The organism is Aeromicrobium terrae, assembly GCF_008039565.1.
GTDB classification, from domain to species: domain Bacteria; phylum Actinomycetota; class Actinomycetes; order Propionibacteriales; family Nocardioidaceae; genus Aeromicrobium; species Aeromicrobium terrae.
On sequence record NZ_VDUX01000005.1, the window covers coordinates 82,173 to 99,950 of the forward strand.

A 17,778-nucleotide genomic window follows, 5' to 3' on the forward strand; every position below is an offset into this window, starting at 1 on the left:
TCCCTGTGGTTGAGTAGTGAGCGTGACGGTCAATGTCAGCGAGGTCCTCCGTGCGGCGGCCGAGACCGACCCGGACGGTGTCGCGCTGATCGAGACCCGTGGGGGTCAGCGGCGTCAGCTGACCTGGCGCGAGCTCGACGACAGCGCCGATGCGATCGCCCGGGCGCTGTCGGGTCGCGGCCTGGTGGCCGGCCAGCGCGTCGCGATGGTGATGGCCAACCGCATCGACCTCCCGATCGCCTACTTCGGCATCCTGCGCGGCGGCATGGTCGCCGTGCCGATGAACCCGCGCTCCACCACGCGCGAGGTCGGCCGGATGCTCTCGGACTCCGGCGCGCGGGTCGTCCTGTGCGACGAGTCGGGCGCCGACCAGGTGCGCGAAGCGGTCCAGACCCCGGCAGGGGTGCCGGGCCCTGGGCGGCAAGATGAGATCGACGTGGTCGTCGACGGGATCGAGCCGAGGGACGGGGAGACGGCGTTCGACGCGTTCCTCGCGGGGGCCCCGGATGCAGAGCCTGCGGCGCCCCGAGACGCCGAGGCGCTGGCCGTCATCCTCTACACATCCGGCACGAGTGGCAAGCCACGCGGCGCGATGCTCAGCCATCGAGCGCTGATCGCGAACATCGAGCAGACCGCGGCGATCGACCCGCCGCCGGTCAGCCGCGAGGACGTCTGCCTCGGGCTGCTGCCGATGTTCCACATCTACGGACTCAACGCCGTGCTCGGCCAAGCCGTGCGTCAGGGCGCGTCGGTGCTCATGGTCGACGGCTTCGACCCCGCCGGCCTGCTCGACACCATCCGCGAGGAGGGCGTCACCAACCTGCCGCTCGCCCCGCCGGTGATCGCGGCGTGGGCCGGGCGCGACGACCTGCGCGAGAAGCTGTCCGGCGTCCGCGTCGTGCTGTCGGGCGCCTCGACCCTCGACCCGGACCTGGCGACGTCCTTCTACGAGTCGTCCGGGCACTATGTCGAGCAGGGCTACGGGCTCACCGAGACCGCCCCGGTCATCGCCACCACGCTCGGCTCGGGCCGCGAACCGGGCACGCCGCCGAAGGCGGGGTCGGTGGGCCGGCCGCTCCCCGGCATCGAGGTGCGGTGCGTGGAGGCGAGCGGCGGTGACGCCGCGGCCGGTGATCCCGCCGAGCTCTGGATCCGCGGCGACAACGTGTTCTCCGGCTACTGGCCGGACGGCGTCGAGGGACCACGCGAGGACGGCTGGTACCCCACGGGCGACATCGGCTACGTCGACGGGGACGGCGACGTCACGCTCGTCGACCGGCTCCGCGAGCTGGTGATCGTGTCCGGCTTCAACGTCTACCCGTCGGAGGTCGAGGACGTGATCGGCGAGGTGCCCGGCGTCGCCGAGGTCGCCGTCGTCGGCGTGCCCGACGAGGAGACGGGGGAGGCCGTCACGGCGTTCGTCGTCGCCGAGTCCGAGACCGACGAGTCCACGCTCAGCGACGCCGTGTCCGCGCACTGCGCCGAGCGGCTGGCCCGGTTCAAGCAGCCGACGCGGGTCGTGGTGGTCAGCGGGCTGCCGCACTCGGCCACGGGCAAGGTCGCCAAGGGCCGGCTGCGGGCCCTGGCCCGCAGCGACCAGCTCGGCCTCGGCGCGTCGTGAGCGGTGCGGCGGCAGGGGTGCCGGGCCCTGGGCGGCAGATCGAGCACCGGGTCGTCGTCTACACCCGACCGGGGTGCCACCTGTGCGAGGCGGCCGAGGAGATCGTGGCCGCGGTGTGCGCCGAGACGGGCGACACCTGGACCACGATCGACATCTCCGGCGACGAGGAGCTCACCCGCCGATTCACCGACGAGGTGCCCGTGACCTTCGTGGACGGGGCTCAGCACGACTTCTGGCGGGTCGACCCGGACCGCCTCCGCGCGGCCCTCTCGCACTAGCACAGCTGGGTGTGACGTGGCCCACGGGGTCGACACAGGATTTTGTTCTCACGTTCACAAGCTCTTAAACTGAGGGTCGCGCGCCAGCCGGTCCCACTCCCTGAGGGACAAATCCCGGGCTGCGGCGCGATGGAGCACCGTGACTGTACTTCGCAACGACGTGGCCGCCCTTCGTCAGGCTCAAGGCCCACGTGGCATCCCTGACGCCACGGTGGCCCGCCTCCCGGTCTACCTGCGGGCGCTGACCGCGCTGGTGGACCAGGGCATCTCCACGTGCTCCTCCAACGACCTCGCGGCCGCCGCCGGCGTCAACCCGGCGAAGCTGCGCAAGGACCTGTCGTACCTCGGCTCGTACGGCACCCGCGGCGTCGGCTACGACGTCGAGTACCTCCGCTACCAGATCGCCCGCGAGCTCGGCCAGACGCAGGACTGGGACGTCGTCATCGTCGGTGTCGGCCACCTGGGCTCCGCGCTGTCGGCCTACCGCGGGTTCAGCACGCGCGGTATCCGCATCGCCGCCCTCGTGGACTCCGACCCGGAGCGGATCGGCACCGAGGTCGCCGGCGTCACCGTCGCCCCGATGGCCGACCTCGAGTCCATCGTGCGGGAGCACGGCATCGCCATCGCCGTCATCGCCACGCCGGGCGAGGCCGCCCAGGGCGTCGCCGACGCGCTGGTGTCCGCCGGTGTCACCAGCATCCTGAACTTCGCCCCGGCGATCGTCACCGTCCCCGAGGGCGTGGCGGTCCGGAAGGTCGACCTGTCGATCGAGCTGCAGATCCTCGCGTACCACGAGCAGCGCCGCAGCGCCGAGGCCCCCGGCGGGGGTGCCGGGCCGTGGGCGGCGGACGGTGAGGTGAGCCTGTGAGCGTCCTCGTCGTGGGCATGTCCCACAAGTCCGCCCCGATCGAGCTGCTCGAGCGTGCGTCGCTCGACACCGACGCGGCCGTCAAGCTGTCGCACCGCGCCCTGGAGACCTCCTCGGTCACCGAGGCCGCGGTCATCTCGACCTGCAACCGCGTCGAGATCTACGTCGAGGCGGAGCGGTTCCACGGCGCCGTCGAGGAGGTCTCGCGCCTGCTCGCCGAGCACGCCGCGCTCGACCGGGACCAGCTCGTCCAGGCCGTCTACGTCCACTACGACGACTCCGCCGTGGCGCACCTCTTCGAGGTGGCCGCCGGGCTCGACTCGATGATCCTCGGCGAGAGCCAGATCCTCGGCCAGGTCCGCGACGCCCTCGACACGGCGCAGGCCGAGGCCACCGTCGGCCCGGCGCTCAACGCGCTCTTCCAGCAGGCGCTCCGCATCGGCAAGCGCGGCCATGCCGAGACCGGCATCGACCGGCTGGCGCCGTCCACCGTCACCGCCGGCCTCGACGCCGCCGGACCCGTCGTCGCGGACCCGGGCACCCGGTTCCTCGTGGCCGGCGCAGGCACGATGGCGAGCCTCGCCGTCCGCACGCTCGTCGACCGCGGCGTGGACCCCTCCAGCATCGTCGTCGCCAACCGCACGCTGCGCCGCGCGCACGAGCTCGTCGCCACCTTCGGTGTCCGCGCCGTGCCGTGGGACGGCATCGACGCGGCGCTCGCCGAGACCGACGTCGTCGTCAGCTGCACCGGCGCCGCCGGCTTCGTGTTCGACCGCGACCGCGTGGCCGCGGCGGCATCCGGCCGTGAGCTCGTGCTGATCGACCTCGCCCTGCCGCGCGACGTCGAGCCCACCGTCGCCGACCTCGACGGTGTCACCGTCATCGACCTCGTCGTGCTGTCCGGCCGCTCGGAGAACGCGGAGCTCGCCGGCGACGTCGAGGAGGTCCGCCACATCGTCGAGGCCGAGGTGAACACCTTCCTGGCCGCGAAGAACGCGTCCCGGGTGACGCCCACCGTCATCGCGCTGCGCACCATGGCCACCGACGTCGTCGAGGCCGAGGTCGCCCGGGTGAAGTCGCGCGTCCCCGACCTCACCACCGATCAGGTGGAGCAGGTCCGCGACGCGCTGCGTCGGGTCGCGGAGAAGCTGATCCACGCGCCCACGGTCCGCGTCCAGGAGCTGGTCGAGGGACCGGCCGGGCTCACCTACGCCGACGCGCTGTCCGACCTGTTCGCGCTCGACCAGGCCGCCGTCGACGCCGTCACCCAGGTGGGCGGTGACGAGGCATGACCCCCAAGAACGTGCTCAGAATCGGCACCCGCGCCAGCCTGCTGGCCACCACGCAGACCGAGACCATCGCCGCGGCACTGCGCGACGCCCACGGCATCGACGTCGAGCTCGTCCCGGTGTCCACCGAGGGCGATCGCAGCCGCGAGCCGCTCAGCGTCATCGGCGGCCAGGGCGTGTTCGTCGCGGCGCTCCGCGAGGCCGTCGCGGCCGGCGACGTCGACCTCGCCGTCCACTCCCTCAAGGACCTGCCCACCACGCCCGACGAGAGGCTGAACCTCGCCGCCGTCCCCACGCGGGCCGACTCGCGCGACGTCCTCGTGGCGCGCGACGGCCTGACCCTGGGTGAGCTGCCCACCGGCGCCCGCGTCGGCACCGGCTCGGCCCGCCGGGCCGCCCAGATCAACGCCCTCGGGCTGGGTGTCGAGATCGTGCCGATCCGCGGCAACGTCGACACCCGCCTCGGCAAGGTCGCCTCCGGAGAGGTCGACGCCGTCGTCCTCGCCATGGCCGGACTCGTCCGGCTCGGGCGTGCCGACGAGGCGACCGAGGTCCTGGACCCGATCCAGGTCCTCCCCGCTCCCGGCCAGGGAGCCCTTGCGTGCGAGTGCCGCGCCGACGACGTCGCGACCGCTCGCCTGCTCGACGTGCTCGACGACCCGGACACCCGGGCCGCCGTCACGGCCGAGCGCAGCCTCCTCGCCTCGCTCGAGGCCGGCTGCACCGCCCCCGTCGGGGCCCTCGCGGAGATCGCGTGGGGCGACGACGGGGACGAGCTGTGGCTCCGAGGGGTCGTCGCCGATCCCTCCGGGTCACCGTCCATCCGCCTGTCCGCGACCGGCTCGCCCCGCGAGGCCGCCGCGGTCGGAGAGCGTCTCGCTGCCGAGATGCTCGCCGAGGGCGCCGCCGACCTGATGGCTTGCCCTCCGATCGGTACAGCGCAATGACAACCCGGCAGACGAAGAAGGAAGTAAGCAAAGTGACCACTTCTACCGCGACCGCCCCCGTCGCACCCGCACCCACGAAGCGCAAGCGGCCCCTCGGCCACGTGAGCTTCGTCGGCGCCGGCCCGGGCGACCGCAGCCTCCTGACCGTCCGTGCCGCCGAGCTCCTCGAGCAGGCCGACGTCGTCATCACCGAGCTGCCCGAGCAGGCCGCTCTCGTCACGAACGGCGCCGAGGTCGTCGAGGGTGGCGTCGGTGACGACGGCTCGACCCTCACGCACGCCGCTCGCGCTCGCCTGGTCGTCAAGCACGCGAAGAACGGCTCGCACGTCGTCCGCCTCGTCGCCGGTGACCCGTTCACCTACGCCACCGCGCCCGAGGAGGCCGCGGCCTGCGCGAAGGCCGGCATCGGCTTCGAGGTCGTGCCGGGCATCTCGTCCGTCAGCGCCGTCCCGGCGTACGCGGGCGTGCCGCTGACCAACCGCACGAACCGCGAGTACTCGGTCGTGCGCGTCGGCGACGCCACCATCGACTGGACCGCGTACGTCACCTCCGACACGCTCGTGCTGCTCTCCGCGGTCAAGCGGATCGGCGAGGTCGCCGCCGGGCTGATCGAGGCCGGCCGCGCGCCCGAGACCCCCGTCGCCATGACGCGGGTGGGCACCACCACCGAGCAGACCACCGTGGTCTCCACGCTGGCCGACATCGCCGTCGACGCCGCCGCGGCCGGGATGTCCGCTCCGGCCATCACCGTCGTCGGCGACGTCGTCTCCATGCGCGAGACGCTGTCGTGGTTCGAGACCAAGCCGCTGTACGGCTGGCGCGTGCTCGTGCCCCGCACCAAGGAGCAGTCCGCCGGCCTGGCCGCGCGCCTGCGCTCCTACGGCGCGGTGTCCGAGGAGGTGCCGACCATCTCGGTCGAGCCGCCGCGCAACCCGCAGCAGATGGACAAGGCCGTCCGCGGTCTCGTCGAGGGCCGCTACGAGTGGGTCGCGTTCACCAGCGTCAACGCCGTGAAGGCCGTCCGCGAGAAGTTCGAGGAGTACGGGCTCGACGCCCGCGCGTTCTCGGGCCTGAAGATCGCCGCGGTCGGCGACAAGACCGCCGAGGCCATCGCCACGTGGGGCATCAAGGCCGACCTCGTGCCGTCCGGCGAGCAGTCCGCCCGCGGCCTGCTCGAGGACTGGCCGCCGTACGACGACCTGCTCGACCCGATCAACCGGGTGTTCCTGCCGCGTGCGGACATCGCCACCGAGACCCTCGTGGCCGGCCTGATCGAGCTCGGCTGGGAGGTCGACGACGTCACCGCCTACCGCACCGTGCGGGCCGCGCCGCCGCCGGCGCCCACGCGCGAGGCGATCAAGTCGGGCAAGTTCGACGCCGTGATGTTCACGTCGAGCTCCACCGTGCGCAACCTCGTCGGCATCGCCGGCAAGCCGCACACGTCGACGGTCATCGCGTGCATCGGCCCGGCCACGGCGAAGACCGCCGAGGAGCACGGCCTGCGGGTCGACGTCCTCGCCGAGCAGCCCTCGGTCGAGGTGCTGGCCGACGCGCTCGCCGAGTTCGGCGCCGCCCGTCGCCTGGCGTTCCTGGAGGCCGGCGAGCCGGTCACCAAGCCGTCGCAGAAGCGTCCCTCCTCGCGGCGGAAGGCCTGACGATGTTCCCCGCCGACCGGCCGCGCCGTCTTCGCAGCTCCGCTGCGATGCGGCGGCTGGTCGCGGAGACGTCCGTGGAGCCACGGCAGCTCGTGCTGCCGATGTTCGTGGGCGAGGGGCTCACCGAGCCCAAGCCGATCAGCAGCATGCCGGGCGTCGTGCAGCACACGCGCGACTCCGCCCGCAAGGCGGTCGCCGAGGCGGCGACGCTGGGTCTGGGCGGCGTCATGCTGTTCGGGATCCCCGAGCACAAGGACGCCGTCGGCTCGGGCGCGCTCGACCCCGACGGCATCCTGAACGTCGCGATCGCCGACGCCCGCAGCGAGGCCGGCGACGACCTGCTGGTGATGTCGGACCTGTGCCTCGACGAGTTCACCGACCACGGCCATTGCGGCGTCCTTGACGCCCAGGGCCGCGTCGACAACGACGCCACGCTGAAGATCTACGGGCAGATGGGCGTCGCGCACGCCGAGGCCGGCGCCCACCTGGTGGGTCCCAGCGGCATGATGGACGGCCAGGTCGGCGTCATCCGCGCCGCCCTCGACGCCGCCGGTCACACCGAGGTCGCGATCCTGGCCTACGCCGCCAAGTACGCCTCCGCGTTCTACGGACCGTTCCGCGAGGCCGTCGACAGCTCGCTCCAGGGCGACCGGCGCACCTACCAGCAGGACCCGGCCAACGCCCGGGAGGCGCTGCGCGAGGCGCTCCTCGACGTCCAGGAGGGCGCCGACATCGTCATGGTGAAGCCCGCCCTGGGCTACCTCGACCTGCTGCCGCTGATCCGGTCGCACGTCACGGTGCCCGTGGCCGCGTACAACGTCTCCGGCGAGTACGCCATGGTCGAGGCGGCCGCTCAGAACGGCTGGATCGACCGCGACCGGGCGATCGACGAGACGATCACGTCGATCCGCCGCGCGGGCGCCGACATCGTGCTGACCTACTGGGCCGCGGAGATCGCCGCACGGCACTGAATCTGCCGCCCAGGGCCCGGCACCCCTGCCGGGGACGACGAGCTGCTCAGTGCGTCAGGTCGTACACGCACTGGTCGTAGCGCTCCTTGTGCGTGTTCAGCGGGTTGAGGCTGACCGTCGCGGTGCAACGGATGCGCGCCGTGGCGAGGTCGACGACGTCGACGATCGGGTCGAGCGGCTTGGTGGTGGTCGTGCCGCCCGTGCTGCCGCCGGTGGAGCCACCCGTGCTGCCGCCGGTGGAACCGCCCGTGGAGCCGCCAGTGCTGCCACCGGTCGAGCCGCCGGTGCTGCCACCCGTGGAGCCGCCGGTGCTGCCGCCGGTCGAGCCGCCGGTGCTGCCACCGCTCGTCTTGCCCTCGTTCTGCTTGGCCTTGTCGCGCTGCTTCGGGGTCAGCGTCTGGTCGAACGACTGGCTGGTGATCACGGACGCGGTGGACGTGCCGTTGGGCGACTGGGAGAAGTCGCCGGCGGCGTAGGCCGCGGAGATCTGCATGACCAGGTCGACGTAGGAGTCGGAGTGGTTGTAGCGCTTCACCGCGGCGCGGGCGCCCTTGTCGGTGGAGAGGTCGCCGGAGCCGGCGCACAGGTAGATGCCGGCCGCGGTGGCGGCGTCGTCGATGTCCTGGGGGTTCTTCTTGCCGTCGTTGTCGGAGTCGACGCCGACGTTGCTCCAGGTGGTGGGGATGAACTGCATCGGGCCCACCGCGCGGTCGTACACGGTGTCCTTGTCGAGCTTGCCGGAGTCGGAGTCGGTGATCCGGGCGCGGCCGTTGCGGCCGTCGAGCGGCTCGCCGTAGATGCCGGGCTCGGCGAGGCCGTCGGCGCTCAGGGCGTTGCCGTTGCTGCGGCCGTGGTTGGACTCGACGCGGCCGATGGCGGCGACGAGGTTCCACGGGAGCTGGCAGTCCTGGTCGGCCTTCGACAGCAGCGTCTCCGCGCGGCGGTACGCGTAGAGCGCGGCCGACGGGATGCCGTTCGTGGAGAGCGTGGAGAGTGCGCCGGCAGCGCCCGCGCGCGGGTCGATGCCCGGGGTCTCCTGGACCGAGGCGGGCTGCTCGAACGCGCTGGACGGCACGTCGGGGACGGCGTCGGGCGAGCTGCTCTCACCGGCGGTGGCGAGACCGGAGTTGGTCAGAGCCGCACCCCAGGCGCCGACCAGCAGCGTCATGGGTACCAGCGCGCTGGCCTTCTGCCATCGCGTCAGCTGTCGTGCTCGCATCTGTTCCAACCTCCCAAGTCCACCCCTGCGGACTACTACACCAACGATCAGTGTGAAACGGAGTTACGGGGTGATCGCCGTGGTCACAAGGGTCTCACGACACAATGGGTCGATGCATCCGAACCCCGAATCGACCGCTGGGAGCGAGCACTGGTTCGAGCGGGCCCAGAAGGTCTCGCCGGGCGGCGTGAACTCGCCGGTCCGGGCGTTCCGGGCGGTCGGGGGCACACCCCGGTTCATGGCGGAGGGCTCGGGTCCGTGGATCACCGACGTCGACGGCCGCCGGTACGTCGATCTCGTCGGCTCCTGGGGGCCGATGCTGCTGGGCCACGCGCACCCGGAGGTCGTCGCGGCGGTGCAGGAGGCCGCCGCCCGTGGCACGTCGTTCGGGACCCCGAGCGTGCCCGAGGTCGAGCTGGCCGAGGAGATCGTCGCCCGCACGCCGGTCGACGAGGTGCGGCTGGTCTCCTCCGGCACGGAGGCCACGATGTCCGCCGTCCGGCTGGCACGAGGCTTCACCGGCCGCGACATGGTCGTGAAGTTCGCCGGCTGCTACCACGGGCACGTCGACCCGCTGCTCGCCGAAGCCGGCTCCGGGGTCGTCACGCTCGGCATCCCGGGGACGCCCGGCGTGCCTGCGCACGTCACGGCCGACACCGTCGTGCTGCCGTACAACGACCGCGAGGCAGCCATGGCGGCGTTCGCCGAGCTCGGCCCGCGCATCGCCTGCGTCATCACCGAGGCGGCCGCGGGCAACATGGGCGTCGTCCCGCCGGAGCCCGGCTTCAACCGGTTCCTGGCCGAGACCTGCAGCGCCCACGGTGCCCTGTTCATCAGCGACGAGGTGATGACCGGCTTCCGCGTCACCCGCTCGGGCCACTGGGGCCTCGACGGCGCCGTCGAGGGCTGGCGGCCCGACCTGCTGACGTTCGGCAAGGTGATGGGCGGCGGCTTCCCGGCCGCGGCGTTCGGCGGACGGGCCGACGTGATGGAGCAGCTCGCGCCGAGCGGCCCGGTCTACCAGGCCGGCACGCTGTCGGGGAACCCGATCGCCACCACCGCCGGCCTCACCACCCTCCGCCTCGCCGACGACGCCGCCTACGCCCGCATCGACCAGACCTCGGCCGAGCTGCAGACATTGGTGACCGAGGCGCTGGAGAAGGAGGGTGTCCCGCACGTCGTGCAGACCGCCGGCAACATGTTCAGCGTCTTCTGGGGCGTCGAGGAGCCGGTGCGCGACTTCGCTGGGGCGCAGGCCCAGGACACGGGGCGGTTCACCGCGTTCTTCCACGCGATGCTCGACGCCGGCGTGTACCTGCCGCCGAGCGCGTTCGAGACCTGGTTCGTCTCGGCCGCTCACGACGAGGAGGCCCTCTCTAGGATGGCTGAGGCCCTGCCCGCGGCGGCCCGAGCCGCAGCCCGAGAGGACACGTCAGCATGACCGAGCGCACCATCGTGCACCTGATGCGCCACGGCGAGGTGGAGAACCCCGACGGCGTGCTCTACGGACGCCTCCCGTCGTACTTCCTCTCCGAGCTCGGCCACCAGATGGCCGCCGCCGCGGCCGAGTGGCTGTCGAAGAACGAGATCGTCCACCTGGTGGCGTCGCCGCTCGAGCGCGCACAGCAGACGGCCGAGCCGCTGTCGAAGATCCTCGAGGTCCCGATCACCACCGACGACCGCGTCATCGAGGCGGCCAACCTGTTCGAGGGCAAGACGTTCGGCGTCGGCGACGGCGCCCTGAAGCGCCCGCAGAACTGGTGGCTGCTGCGCAACCCGTTCCGCCCGTCGTGGGGCGAGCCGTACAAGGAGATCGCCGCCCGCATGCAGGCCGCCGTGGCCGACGCGCGCGAGGCCGCCCGCGGCCACGAGGCCGTCATCGTGTCGCACCAGCTGCCGGTGTGGATCGCGCGGCGGGCGTACGAGCAGAAGTCGTTCGTCCACGACCCGCGCAAGCGCCAGTGCTCCCTCGCGAGCATCACCAGCCTGACGTTCGACGGCGACGAGTTCGCCGGCTTCACCTACAGCGAGCCGGCCGGCCACCTGCTGCCCGACTCCCTGAAGGGCAAGTTCGTCGGCGGGGCGTGACTAGCTCGAGCCGGTCGTTGAGCCTGTCGAAGCGACCTTTCGACAGGCTCAAGGTCCGTGGTCTGGTCGTCCTGGTCTGTGTCGTCCTGTCCGGGTGCGGTGGTGTCGGCACGCAGGGGTCGACGGGCGGGTACGTCAGTGGCAACGGCGCCATCACCACGCTCGCCCCGGCCGACCGGGAGAAGGCTCCGGAGCTGTCCGGTGACGACCTCGAGGGGCGGCCGTTGGACGCCGCCGACCTCGGCGGCGACGTGCTCGTCGTCAACGTCTGGGGCTCGTGGTGCCCGCCGTGCCGCAAGGAGGCGCCGGCGCTGAGCGAGGTCGCCCGGCAGTACCGCGACCGCGGCGTCCGCTTCCTCGGGCTGCTCGTGCGCGACAAGCCCGCAGCCGCGCTGGCGTTCACCCGCAAGCAGAAGACGCCGTACCCGACGATCGTCGACTCCTCCGGCCGGCTCCAGCTCGGGTTCGCGAAGTCGCTCCCGTCGCAGGCCATCCCCACCACCTGGATCATCGACGCGAAGGGCCGCGTGGCCGCGCGCGTCATGGACGACGTCTCCGCGTCGACGCTCGCCGGGCTGATCGACGACGTGCTGGAGGACGAGTCGTGATCCTCCCGGCGGACGTCTCCGACACTGTGGCGTCCGGCTCGCTCGTCCTCGCGATCCCGATCGCGGTCGCGGCCGGACTCATCTCCTTCTTCTCCCCGTGCGTCGTTCCGCTGTTGCCGGGCTACCTCTCCTACGTCACCGGCGTGGGCGTGCAGGACCTCGGCACGACGTCCCGCAGCCGGATGCTGCTCGGCTCGGTGCTGTTCGTGCTCGGGTTCAGCGCGGTGTTCGTGAGCGGCGGCGTGCTGTTCGGCTCGCTCGGGCAGGAGCTGTTCGAGTACCAGCGCGAGCTGTCGATCGTCACCGGCGTCCTGGTGATCCTGCTGGGCTTCGTGTTCATGGGTTTCGTGCCGCTCCTGCAGCGAGAGGTCCGCATCCACGCGGTCCCGCGGGTCGGGCTCGTGATCGCGCCGGTGCTCGGGGTGTTCTTCGGTCTCGGCTGGCTGCCGTGCATCGGCCCGACGCTCGGCACGGTGCTGACCCTGGCCAACAACGAGGCGACGGCCGAGCGGGGCGCGCTGCTGACGTTCACCTACTGCCTCGGCCTCGGCATCCCGTTCGTCGTCGCGGCCCTGGCGTTCGACCGCTTCACCCACGCGCTGCGCTGGTTCCGCAGGCACCAGCGGGCCGTGAGCGTCGCCGGCGGCCTGCTGCTGATCGTCGTCGGCGTCCTGCTCGTCACCGGCTGGTGGAACGACATCGTCCTGGAGATGCAGTCGTGGATCGGCGGATTCGAGGCACCCCTATGAGTCAGGCCGCGCCCGCCCTGGGCACCCGCGAGATGCTGCGGTGGGCCTGGCGACAGCTCACGTCGATGCGGACGGCGCTGTTCCTCCTCCTGCTGCTCGCCATCGCCGCGGTGCCCGGGTCGCTGGTGCCGCAGAGCGGCGTCGACGCGCGCGCCGTCGAGGCCTTCAAGCTCGACCACCCGACCCTCGCGCCCTGGTACGAGCGGCTCGGCGTCTTCTCCGTCTACACGTCGCCGTGGTTCAGCGCGATCTACCTGCTGCTGATGGTGTCCCTGATCGGCTGCATCATCCCGCGCTCGGCGGCGTACTGGCAGGCCGTGCGGGCCCGGCCGCCCAGGGCGCCGAAGAACTTCGACCGGATGCCCGCGTCCGCACGGTTCGAGACCGAGAAGTCCGTCGACGAGGTGCTGGTCGCGGCGCGAACCGCGGTCGGACGAGCCCGCGTCGACGTGGTCGACGACCAGCTGAGGGCCGAGACCGGGCACCTGCGCGAGCTCGGCAACCTGGTGTTCCACGTCAGCGTCGTCGCGGTGCTGATCGGCGTGGCGGCGGGGGCGCTGTTCGGCTATCGCGGCTCGGCGATCGTCAGCGAGGGCGACGGGTTCTCCAACGTCCTGACGCAGTACGACGACTTCAGCTCCGGCGCGCTGTTCGACCCCGACGACCTCCCACCCTTCTCCCTCACGCTCGACGACCTGGTGGCCAAGTTCCAGCTGACCGGACCGCAGCGTGGTGCGCCGCGGCTGTTCGAGGCGCGCGGCACCTACCAACCCCGGCCCGGCGACAGCGAGCGCAGGTACGACGTGAAGGTGAATCACCCGTTGAAGATCGGCAGCACGTCGGTCTTCCTCGTCGGGCAGGGGTACGCGCCGGTCATCAAGGTCACCGACGCGAAGGGCAACGTGGCGTTCGAGGACGCCGTGCCGTTCCTGCCGAAGGACGGCACCTACACCTCGACGGGCGTCATCAAGGTGCCGGACGCCGAGCCGAAGGGTCTCGGCTTCCAGGGCTTCTTCCTGCCCACGGCGGTCTCGACCGGCGACAAGGACGCGCCGGTCTCGGCGTTCCCGGCCGCGGCCAACCCGCTCGTCGGGCTGTTCGTCTTCACCGGCGACCTCGGCGTCGACGCCGGCACGCCGCAGTCGGTCTTCGTGCTCGACAAGACGAGGCTGACGCAGGAGATGAACGCGGACGGCACGCCGTTCCGCGTCAGCCTGAGCGAGGGCCAGACCGTCGACCTGCCGGGCGGTGGATCGATCGAGTTCGTCGAGCTGCGCCAGTTCGCGCGGTTCCAGATCAGCTCGTCCCCGCTGGTGCAGGTGCCGCTCATCGGCATCGTCGTCGGCGTGCTCGGGCTGATCCTGTCGTTGTCCATCAAGCCTCGGCGCACCTGGGTGCGGGGCCGGCGTGAGGGAGCGGTTACCGTGGTCGAGGTCGCCGTGCTCGACCGCGTCCCCCGGGACGACCTGCCGGCTGATCTCGACGACCTCCTCGAGCGGCTGCGGAGCGCGCTCGGCGAAGAGAAGGAACCGACATGAGCCTGTCCGACTACGCCACCGCGTCGAACTACCTGATCGCGGCCGCCACCGTCGTGCTCGCCCTCGCCGCGCTGGCCTACGTCGCGCAGTGGGGCTTCGCCCGCACCCTCGCGCCTGAACGAGAAACGGTTTCGCTCCCCCACTCGCTTCGCTCGCGGGAGGTGCCCCCAGGCTCAACCACCGGAACGGTCGTCGAGCTCGTCGAAGCGACGGAGTCGGCTGAACGCAGCGACGTGGCCGGCGGCATCGGCCTCTCGCTGACCGCGCTGGCCTGGCTGCTCCTGCTGCTCGGCGTCGCGTCCCGCGGCATGGCGGCGGAGCGGGTCCCGTGGGGCAACATGTACGAGTTCGGCTGCGCCGCCATCCTGATGGTGCTGACGGCCTACCTGGTGCTCGTGAAGGTCTGGTCGATCGACTGGGTCGGTCCGATGGTCACCGGCTTCGGCACGATCGTGCTCGGCGCGTCGATGCTCGTGTACGTCCCGGCCGGCCCGCTGGTGCCGGCGCTGCACTCCTACTGGCTCGTCATCCACGTGCTCGGCGCGATGATCTCCGGCGCCGCGTTCCTCGTCGGCGCGGCCGCGTCCGTCCTCTACCTGGTGAAGTCCAAGGCCGAGGCCACGACGCCGGACGACGAGCGCACCGGGTTCCTCTGGCGCATCCCGCCGTCGGCGAAGATCGACCAGGTCGCCTACCGCGTCCACGCGTTCGCGTTCCCGATCTGGACGTTCGCCGCGCTGATCGCCGGACCCATCTGGGCGCAGTACGCCTGGGGCCGGTACTGGGGGTGGGACCCCAAGGAGGTCTGGGCGTTCATCACCTGGGTCGTATACGCCGGCTACCTGCACGCCCGCGCCACGGCCGGGTGGAAGGGCAAGGCCGCGGCGATCCTCGCGTTGGTCGGGTTCGCGACGTTCGTCTTCAACTTCACCGGCGTGAACCTGTTCGTCGGCGGCATGCACTCGTACGCCAAGTAAGGTCGCCGCGTGGGGGTTCGCATCACGGCCGACGGTCTCGTCATGACCTACGGAGCCGTGAAGGCCGTCGACGGGGTCAGCTTCACCGTCGAGCCGGGTGAGTTCTTCGGACTGCTCGGGCCCAACGGCGCCGGCAAGACCACGACGCTCGAGATCGTCGAGGGACTGCGGAAGCCGCATGCCGGCACGGCCCGCATCGACGACGTCGACCCCGCCACGCGTGCGCCCGGGCTGATGCGCCGGATCGGTGTGCAGCTGCAGTCGTCGTCGTTCTTCGAGCGGCTGACGGCGCGCGAGCAGCTCGACACGTTCGGCGCGCTGTACGACGTCCCGCGCGGCCGCAGCGACGCGCTGCTGGAGCAGGTCGGCCTCACCGACAAGGCGGACATCCGCACCGAGGACCTCTCCGGCGGCCAGAAGCAGCGGCTGTCGATCGCCTGCGCGCTGGTGCACGAGCCCGACGTCGTCTTCCTCGACGAGCCCACTGCCGCGCTCGACCCGCAGGCCCGGCGCAACCTCTGGGACCTGCTGCGCTCGCTGAACGACTCCGGCCGCACGGTCGTCCTCACGACGCACTACATGGACGAGGCCGAGGCCCTCTGCGACCGCGTCGCGATCATGGACGCGGGCCGCATCCTCGAGCTCGACACCCCCGCCGCCCTCGTCAGAGGGCTCGACGCGCCGGTCCGCATCACCGTCCTCGTCGACGGTGAGGAGCAGGTGATCGAGACGCGCGACCCCGGCCGCGCGCTGGCCGACCTCGCGGAGCACGGCGCGCTCGACGGGCTGAGTGTCAAGGGCGCCACCCTCGAGGACGTCTTCCTGCACCTGACCGGACGGGAGTACCGCGCGTGAGCCCCCTCCCGATCAGCGCAGCTTTTCGCAGCCTGACGACGGCGATGCTCAAGGGCTTCTTCCGCGACAAGATGGCGTTCTTCTTCGCGATCCTGTTCCCGCTGATGTTCCTGGTCCTGTTCGGCGGCATCTTCGGCAACCAGGGCTCGTCGAAGGCGGAGATCGTCCAGGTGGGCAAGGTCGCCGTGCTCGACGACGCCCCGCCGGCAGCCCAGAAGGTGTTCGAGCAGACCCTCGACATCGAGAGGACGACCAGCGAGGCGCACGCCATCCGCGAGGTGCGCAAGGGCGACGCCGACGCCGCGGTGCTCCAGCGCGGCGACGAGGTGATCGTCCGGTTCTCGCGGGCCGACCAGGTGAAGGCCGCCACCGTGCAGGGCATCTTCAGCTCGATCGTCCAGTCGGCCAACGTCAGCGCCACCGGCCAGCCGCCCCGGTTCTCGCTCGCGACGCAGCAGGTCGAGGACGAGTCGCTGTCGGCCATCCAGTTCTTCACGCCGAGCCTGATGGGCTGGGCGATCGCGTCGGGCGCCACGTTCGGCGCGGCCACCAACCTCGTCGTGTGGCGTCGCAACGGGCTGCTCCGCCGGCTGCGGCTCGCGCCGGTGCGGACGTCGTCGATCGTGCTGGCGCGCGTGTCGGTGAGCATCGCGATCGCGCTGGTGCAGGCCGCCATCTTCATCGGCATCGGCATGGCGTTCTTCGGCCTGAAGCTCACTGGAGCCTGGCCGATGATCATCCCGCTCCTCACGGCCGGCACGCTCGCGTTCATGGCCATCGGCCTGCTCGCGGGCTCGGTGTCCAAGAGCGAGGAGGCTGCGGTGGGCATCTCGAACTTCGTCGTCCTGCCGATGGCGTTCCTGTCCGGCTCGTTCTTCCCGCTCGACGGCGCCCCCGGCTACATCACCGCCATCGGACGCGTCCTGCCGCTGAAGCACCTCAACGACGGGATGCTCGACACGATGGTCCGCGGCGAGGGCCCGTCCAGCGCCCTGGTGCCCCTCGCGGTCCTGCTCGGCTTCACCGTGGTGCTGACCGCGGCGGCAGCCACCCTCTTCCGCTGGGATGACTGACGCGCTGAGGTGCCCGACCCCAACTTTTGCGGGGTTACGCAGGTTCCCGATGCAGGGAACCTCCGTAGGTCCACAAAAGCCGTGGTGAGAGGCGCATCCACAGGCTTCAGATCGCCCCTGACGTCGTCCCGGTTCGCGCACGAGGCTCGGAGGCGTGCCGCGTCTCGTTCACCTTCCACCGCCACTCACCGATCGCCCGATCAGCGTCGCGATGGCCAGGGCGCACGGACTGGGGCGCGCCGTGCTCGAGGGTCCACGGTTCCGACGGATCTTCCGCGGCGTATACCTGGCGGCCGACGTCGAGCTCACCTTCGACCGCCATCTCGCGGCCGCGATGCTCGCCCTGCCACCTGACGCCGTCGTGAGCCACTCGAGCGCCATGCAGCTCTACGGAGTCGCGCCGAGCCGGTCGGGCCCGCTGGAGCTGTCGACGAATCGTGGCGCCACGACGGAGCTCGAGGGCGTGGTGCTCCATCGCCGGCAGGGACGGCTGCATCCGGTGCAGATCCAGGGGATGCCGGTGACCGGTCCGGATCGGACCTTCGTCGACCTGCAGAACCCGTCGTCGATCCCGTGGAGGGTGTACGCGGCGCTCGCCCAGGGCGGTTACGCCGGCCCACCGCCGCGGACGAGCGCGATGTGGCACCGGTGGTTCAGCTTCTGAAGGCTTCGGCGGGTTCCCGAGGCTGGGAACCTGCGTAACCCCACAAAAGTCGAGGTCCGGGGACGCAGGTCAGAGGACGCAGGTCAGAGGACGCAGGTCAGAGGTTGCGCAGGAAGTCCGGGTCGTCGTCCGGGCCGCGACCCCAGGAGCGTCCGGGGGGCGTGGGCGGGTGCGGGTTGTCGCGGCGCTGGCCGACGAAGATCCACAGCAGCGGCCCGACGAACGGGACGAGCACGATGACGTACCAGAGCGCCTTGGGCGCGAGCTTGACCTTGTGCACGGGGGTGGCCCGGAGGTCGAACACCGCGTACACGAGCAGGACGACGCCGAGCACCAGGGGGACCAGCAGCTTGCCCATGAATCCCACGGTACCGGGGC

The 17,778-nt window shown here is 71.6% G+C and carries 18 protein-coding genes; 16 read left to right on the forward strand and 2 right to left on the reverse strand.

Annotated elements, in window-relative coordinates; translation table 11 throughout:
* Positions 1-22: 22 nt before the first annotated feature.
* The 7 genes from FHP06_RS11470 (at position 23) to hemB (ending at position 7,629) form a co-directional block, all read left to right on the forward strand.
* Positions 23-1,621: a class I adenylate-forming enzyme family protein gene (locus tag FHP06_RS11470; protein ID WP_147686872.1), complete on the forward strand. Its 1,599-nt coding sequence runs from the start codon at positions 23-25 to the stop codon at positions 1,619-1,621.
* A gap of 17 nt (positions 1,622-1,638) precedes the next feature.
* On the forward strand, positions 1,639-1,899 hold the full coding sequence (locus FHP06_RS11475; RefSeq protein WP_230973493.1) for a glutaredoxin family protein: 261 nt from the start codon (positions 1,639-1,641) through the stop codon (positions 1,897-1,899).
* Between the two features lie 139 nt (positions 1,900-2,038).
* Positions 2,039-2,767 (forward strand): redox-sensing transcriptional repressor Rex, encoded by a 729-nt coding sequence (locus tag FHP06_RS11480; RefSeq protein ID WP_230973494.1) that lies wholly within the window; start codon positions 2,039-2,041, stop codon positions 2,765-2,767.
* On the forward strand, positions 2,764-4,059 hold the full coding sequence (locus FHP06_RS11485) for a glutamyl-tRNA reductase (protein WP_147686874.1): 1,296 nt from the start codon (positions 2,764-2,766) through the stop codon (positions 4,057-4,059). Before FHP06_RS11480 ends, FHP06_RS11485 begins: the two co-directional genes overlap by 4 nt.
* The gene (hemC, locus tag FHP06_RS11490; RefSeq protein ID WP_147686876.1) at positions 4,056-5,003 is read left to right on the forward strand and encodes a hydroxymethylbilane synthase; all 948 of its coding nucleotides are present in this window, start codon (positions 4,056-4,058) and stop codon (positions 5,001-5,003) included. The genes FHP06_RS11485 and hemC overlap by 4 nt, the downstream gene beginning before the upstream one ends.
* Positions 5,000-6,658: a bifunctional uroporphyrinogen-III C-methyltransferase/uroporphyrinogen-III synthase gene (locus FHP06_RS11495; protein WP_147686878.1), complete on the forward strand. Its 1,659-nt coding sequence runs from the start codon at positions 5,000-5,002 to the stop codon at positions 6,656-6,658. The genes hemC and FHP06_RS11495 overlap by 4 nt, the downstream gene beginning before the upstream one ends.
* A gap of 2 nt (positions 6,659-6,660) precedes the next feature.
* On the forward strand, positions 6,661-7,629 hold the full coding sequence (gene hemB, locus FHP06_RS11500) for a porphobilinogen synthase (RefSeq protein ID WP_147686880.1): 969 nt from the start codon (positions 6,661-6,663) through the stop codon (positions 7,627-7,629).
* 46 nt (positions 7,630-7,675) lie between these two features.
* Here hemB and FHP06_RS16035 read toward each other — a convergent pair whose 3' ends face one another.
* A complete protein-coding gene (locus FHP06_RS16035; RefSeq protein WP_187271908.1) occupies positions 7,676-8,848 on the reverse strand; it encodes a lytic transglycosylase domain-containing protein in 1,173 nt (390 codons plus the stop codon).
* A gap of 112 nt (positions 8,849-8,960) precedes the next feature.
* On the opposite strand from FHP06_RS16035, the gene hemL reads away from it, so the two are divergent.
* The 9 genes from hemL (at position 8,961) to FHP06_RS11550 (ending at position 17,400) form a co-directional block, all read left to right on the forward strand.
* On the forward strand, positions 8,961-10,289 hold the full coding sequence (gene hemL, locus FHP06_RS11510; RefSeq protein WP_147686882.1) for a glutamate-1-semialdehyde 2,1-aminomutase: 1,329 nt from the start codon (positions 8,961-8,963) through the stop codon (positions 10,287-10,289).
* Positions 10,286-10,936 (forward strand): histidine phosphatase family protein, encoded by a 651-nt coding sequence (locus tag FHP06_RS11515; protein WP_147686884.1) that lies wholly within the window; start codon positions 10,286-10,288, stop codon positions 10,934-10,936. Before hemL ends, FHP06_RS11515 begins: the two co-directional genes overlap by 4 nt.
* Complete coding sequence (locus tag FHP06_RS11520; protein ID WP_147686886.1) at positions 10,933-11,544, forward strand: TlpA family protein disulfide reductase; 612 nt, start codon at positions 10,933-10,935, stop codon at positions 11,542-11,544. Before FHP06_RS11515 ends, FHP06_RS11520 begins: the two co-directional genes overlap by 4 nt.
* Positions 11,544-12,293, forward strand: a complete 750-nt coding sequence (locus FHP06_RS11525; RefSeq protein ID WP_147687083.1) for a cytochrome c biogenesis CcdA family protein — start codon at positions 11,544-11,546, stop codon at positions 12,291-12,293. Before FHP06_RS11520 ends, FHP06_RS11525 begins: the two co-directional genes overlap by 1 nt.
* Complete coding sequence (gene resB, locus FHP06_RS11530; RefSeq protein ID WP_147686888.1) at positions 12,290-13,831, forward strand: cytochrome c biogenesis protein ResB; 1,542 nt, start codon at positions 12,290-12,292, stop codon at positions 13,829-13,831. Before FHP06_RS11525 ends, resB begins: the two co-directional genes overlap by 4 nt.
* Positions 13,828-14,808, forward strand: a complete 981-nt coding sequence (gene ccsB, locus FHP06_RS11535) for a c-type cytochrome biogenesis protein CcsB (protein ID WP_147686890.1) — start codon at positions 13,828-13,830, stop codon at positions 14,806-14,808. Before resB ends, ccsB begins: the two co-directional genes overlap by 4 nt.
* Before the next feature lie 9 nt (positions 14,809-14,817).
* Entirely contained in the window at positions 14,818-15,663 is an 846-nt protein-coding gene (locus FHP06_RS11540) for an ABC transporter ATP-binding protein (RefSeq protein ID WP_230973495.1), read from the forward strand.
* Positions 15,660-16,736 (forward strand): ABC transporter permease, encoded by a 1,077-nt coding sequence (locus FHP06_RS11545; RefSeq protein WP_222706459.1) that lies wholly within the window; start codon positions 15,660-15,662, stop codon positions 16,734-16,736. The genes FHP06_RS11540 and FHP06_RS11545 overlap by 4 nt, the downstream gene beginning before the upstream one ends.
* Before the next feature lie 154 nt (positions 16,737-16,890).
* Complete coding sequence (locus FHP06_RS11550) at positions 16,891-17,400, forward strand: type IV toxin-antitoxin system AbiEi family antitoxin domain-containing protein (RefSeq protein ID WP_147686892.1); 510 nt, start codon at positions 16,891-16,893, stop codon at positions 17,398-17,400.
* A 97-nt stretch (positions 17,401-17,497) separates the two neighbouring features.
* On the opposite strand, the gene FHP06_RS11555 is transcribed toward FHP06_RS11550, so the two are convergent.
* Positions 17,498-17,758 carry a PLD nuclease N-terminal domain-containing protein gene (locus FHP06_RS11555; protein ID WP_222706460.1) on the reverse strand — a complete coding sequence of 87 codons (261 nt, stop codon included), beginning with the start codon at positions 17,756-17,758 and terminating at the stop codon, positions 17,498-17,500.
* Positions 17,759-17,778: the final 20 nt, after the last annotated feature.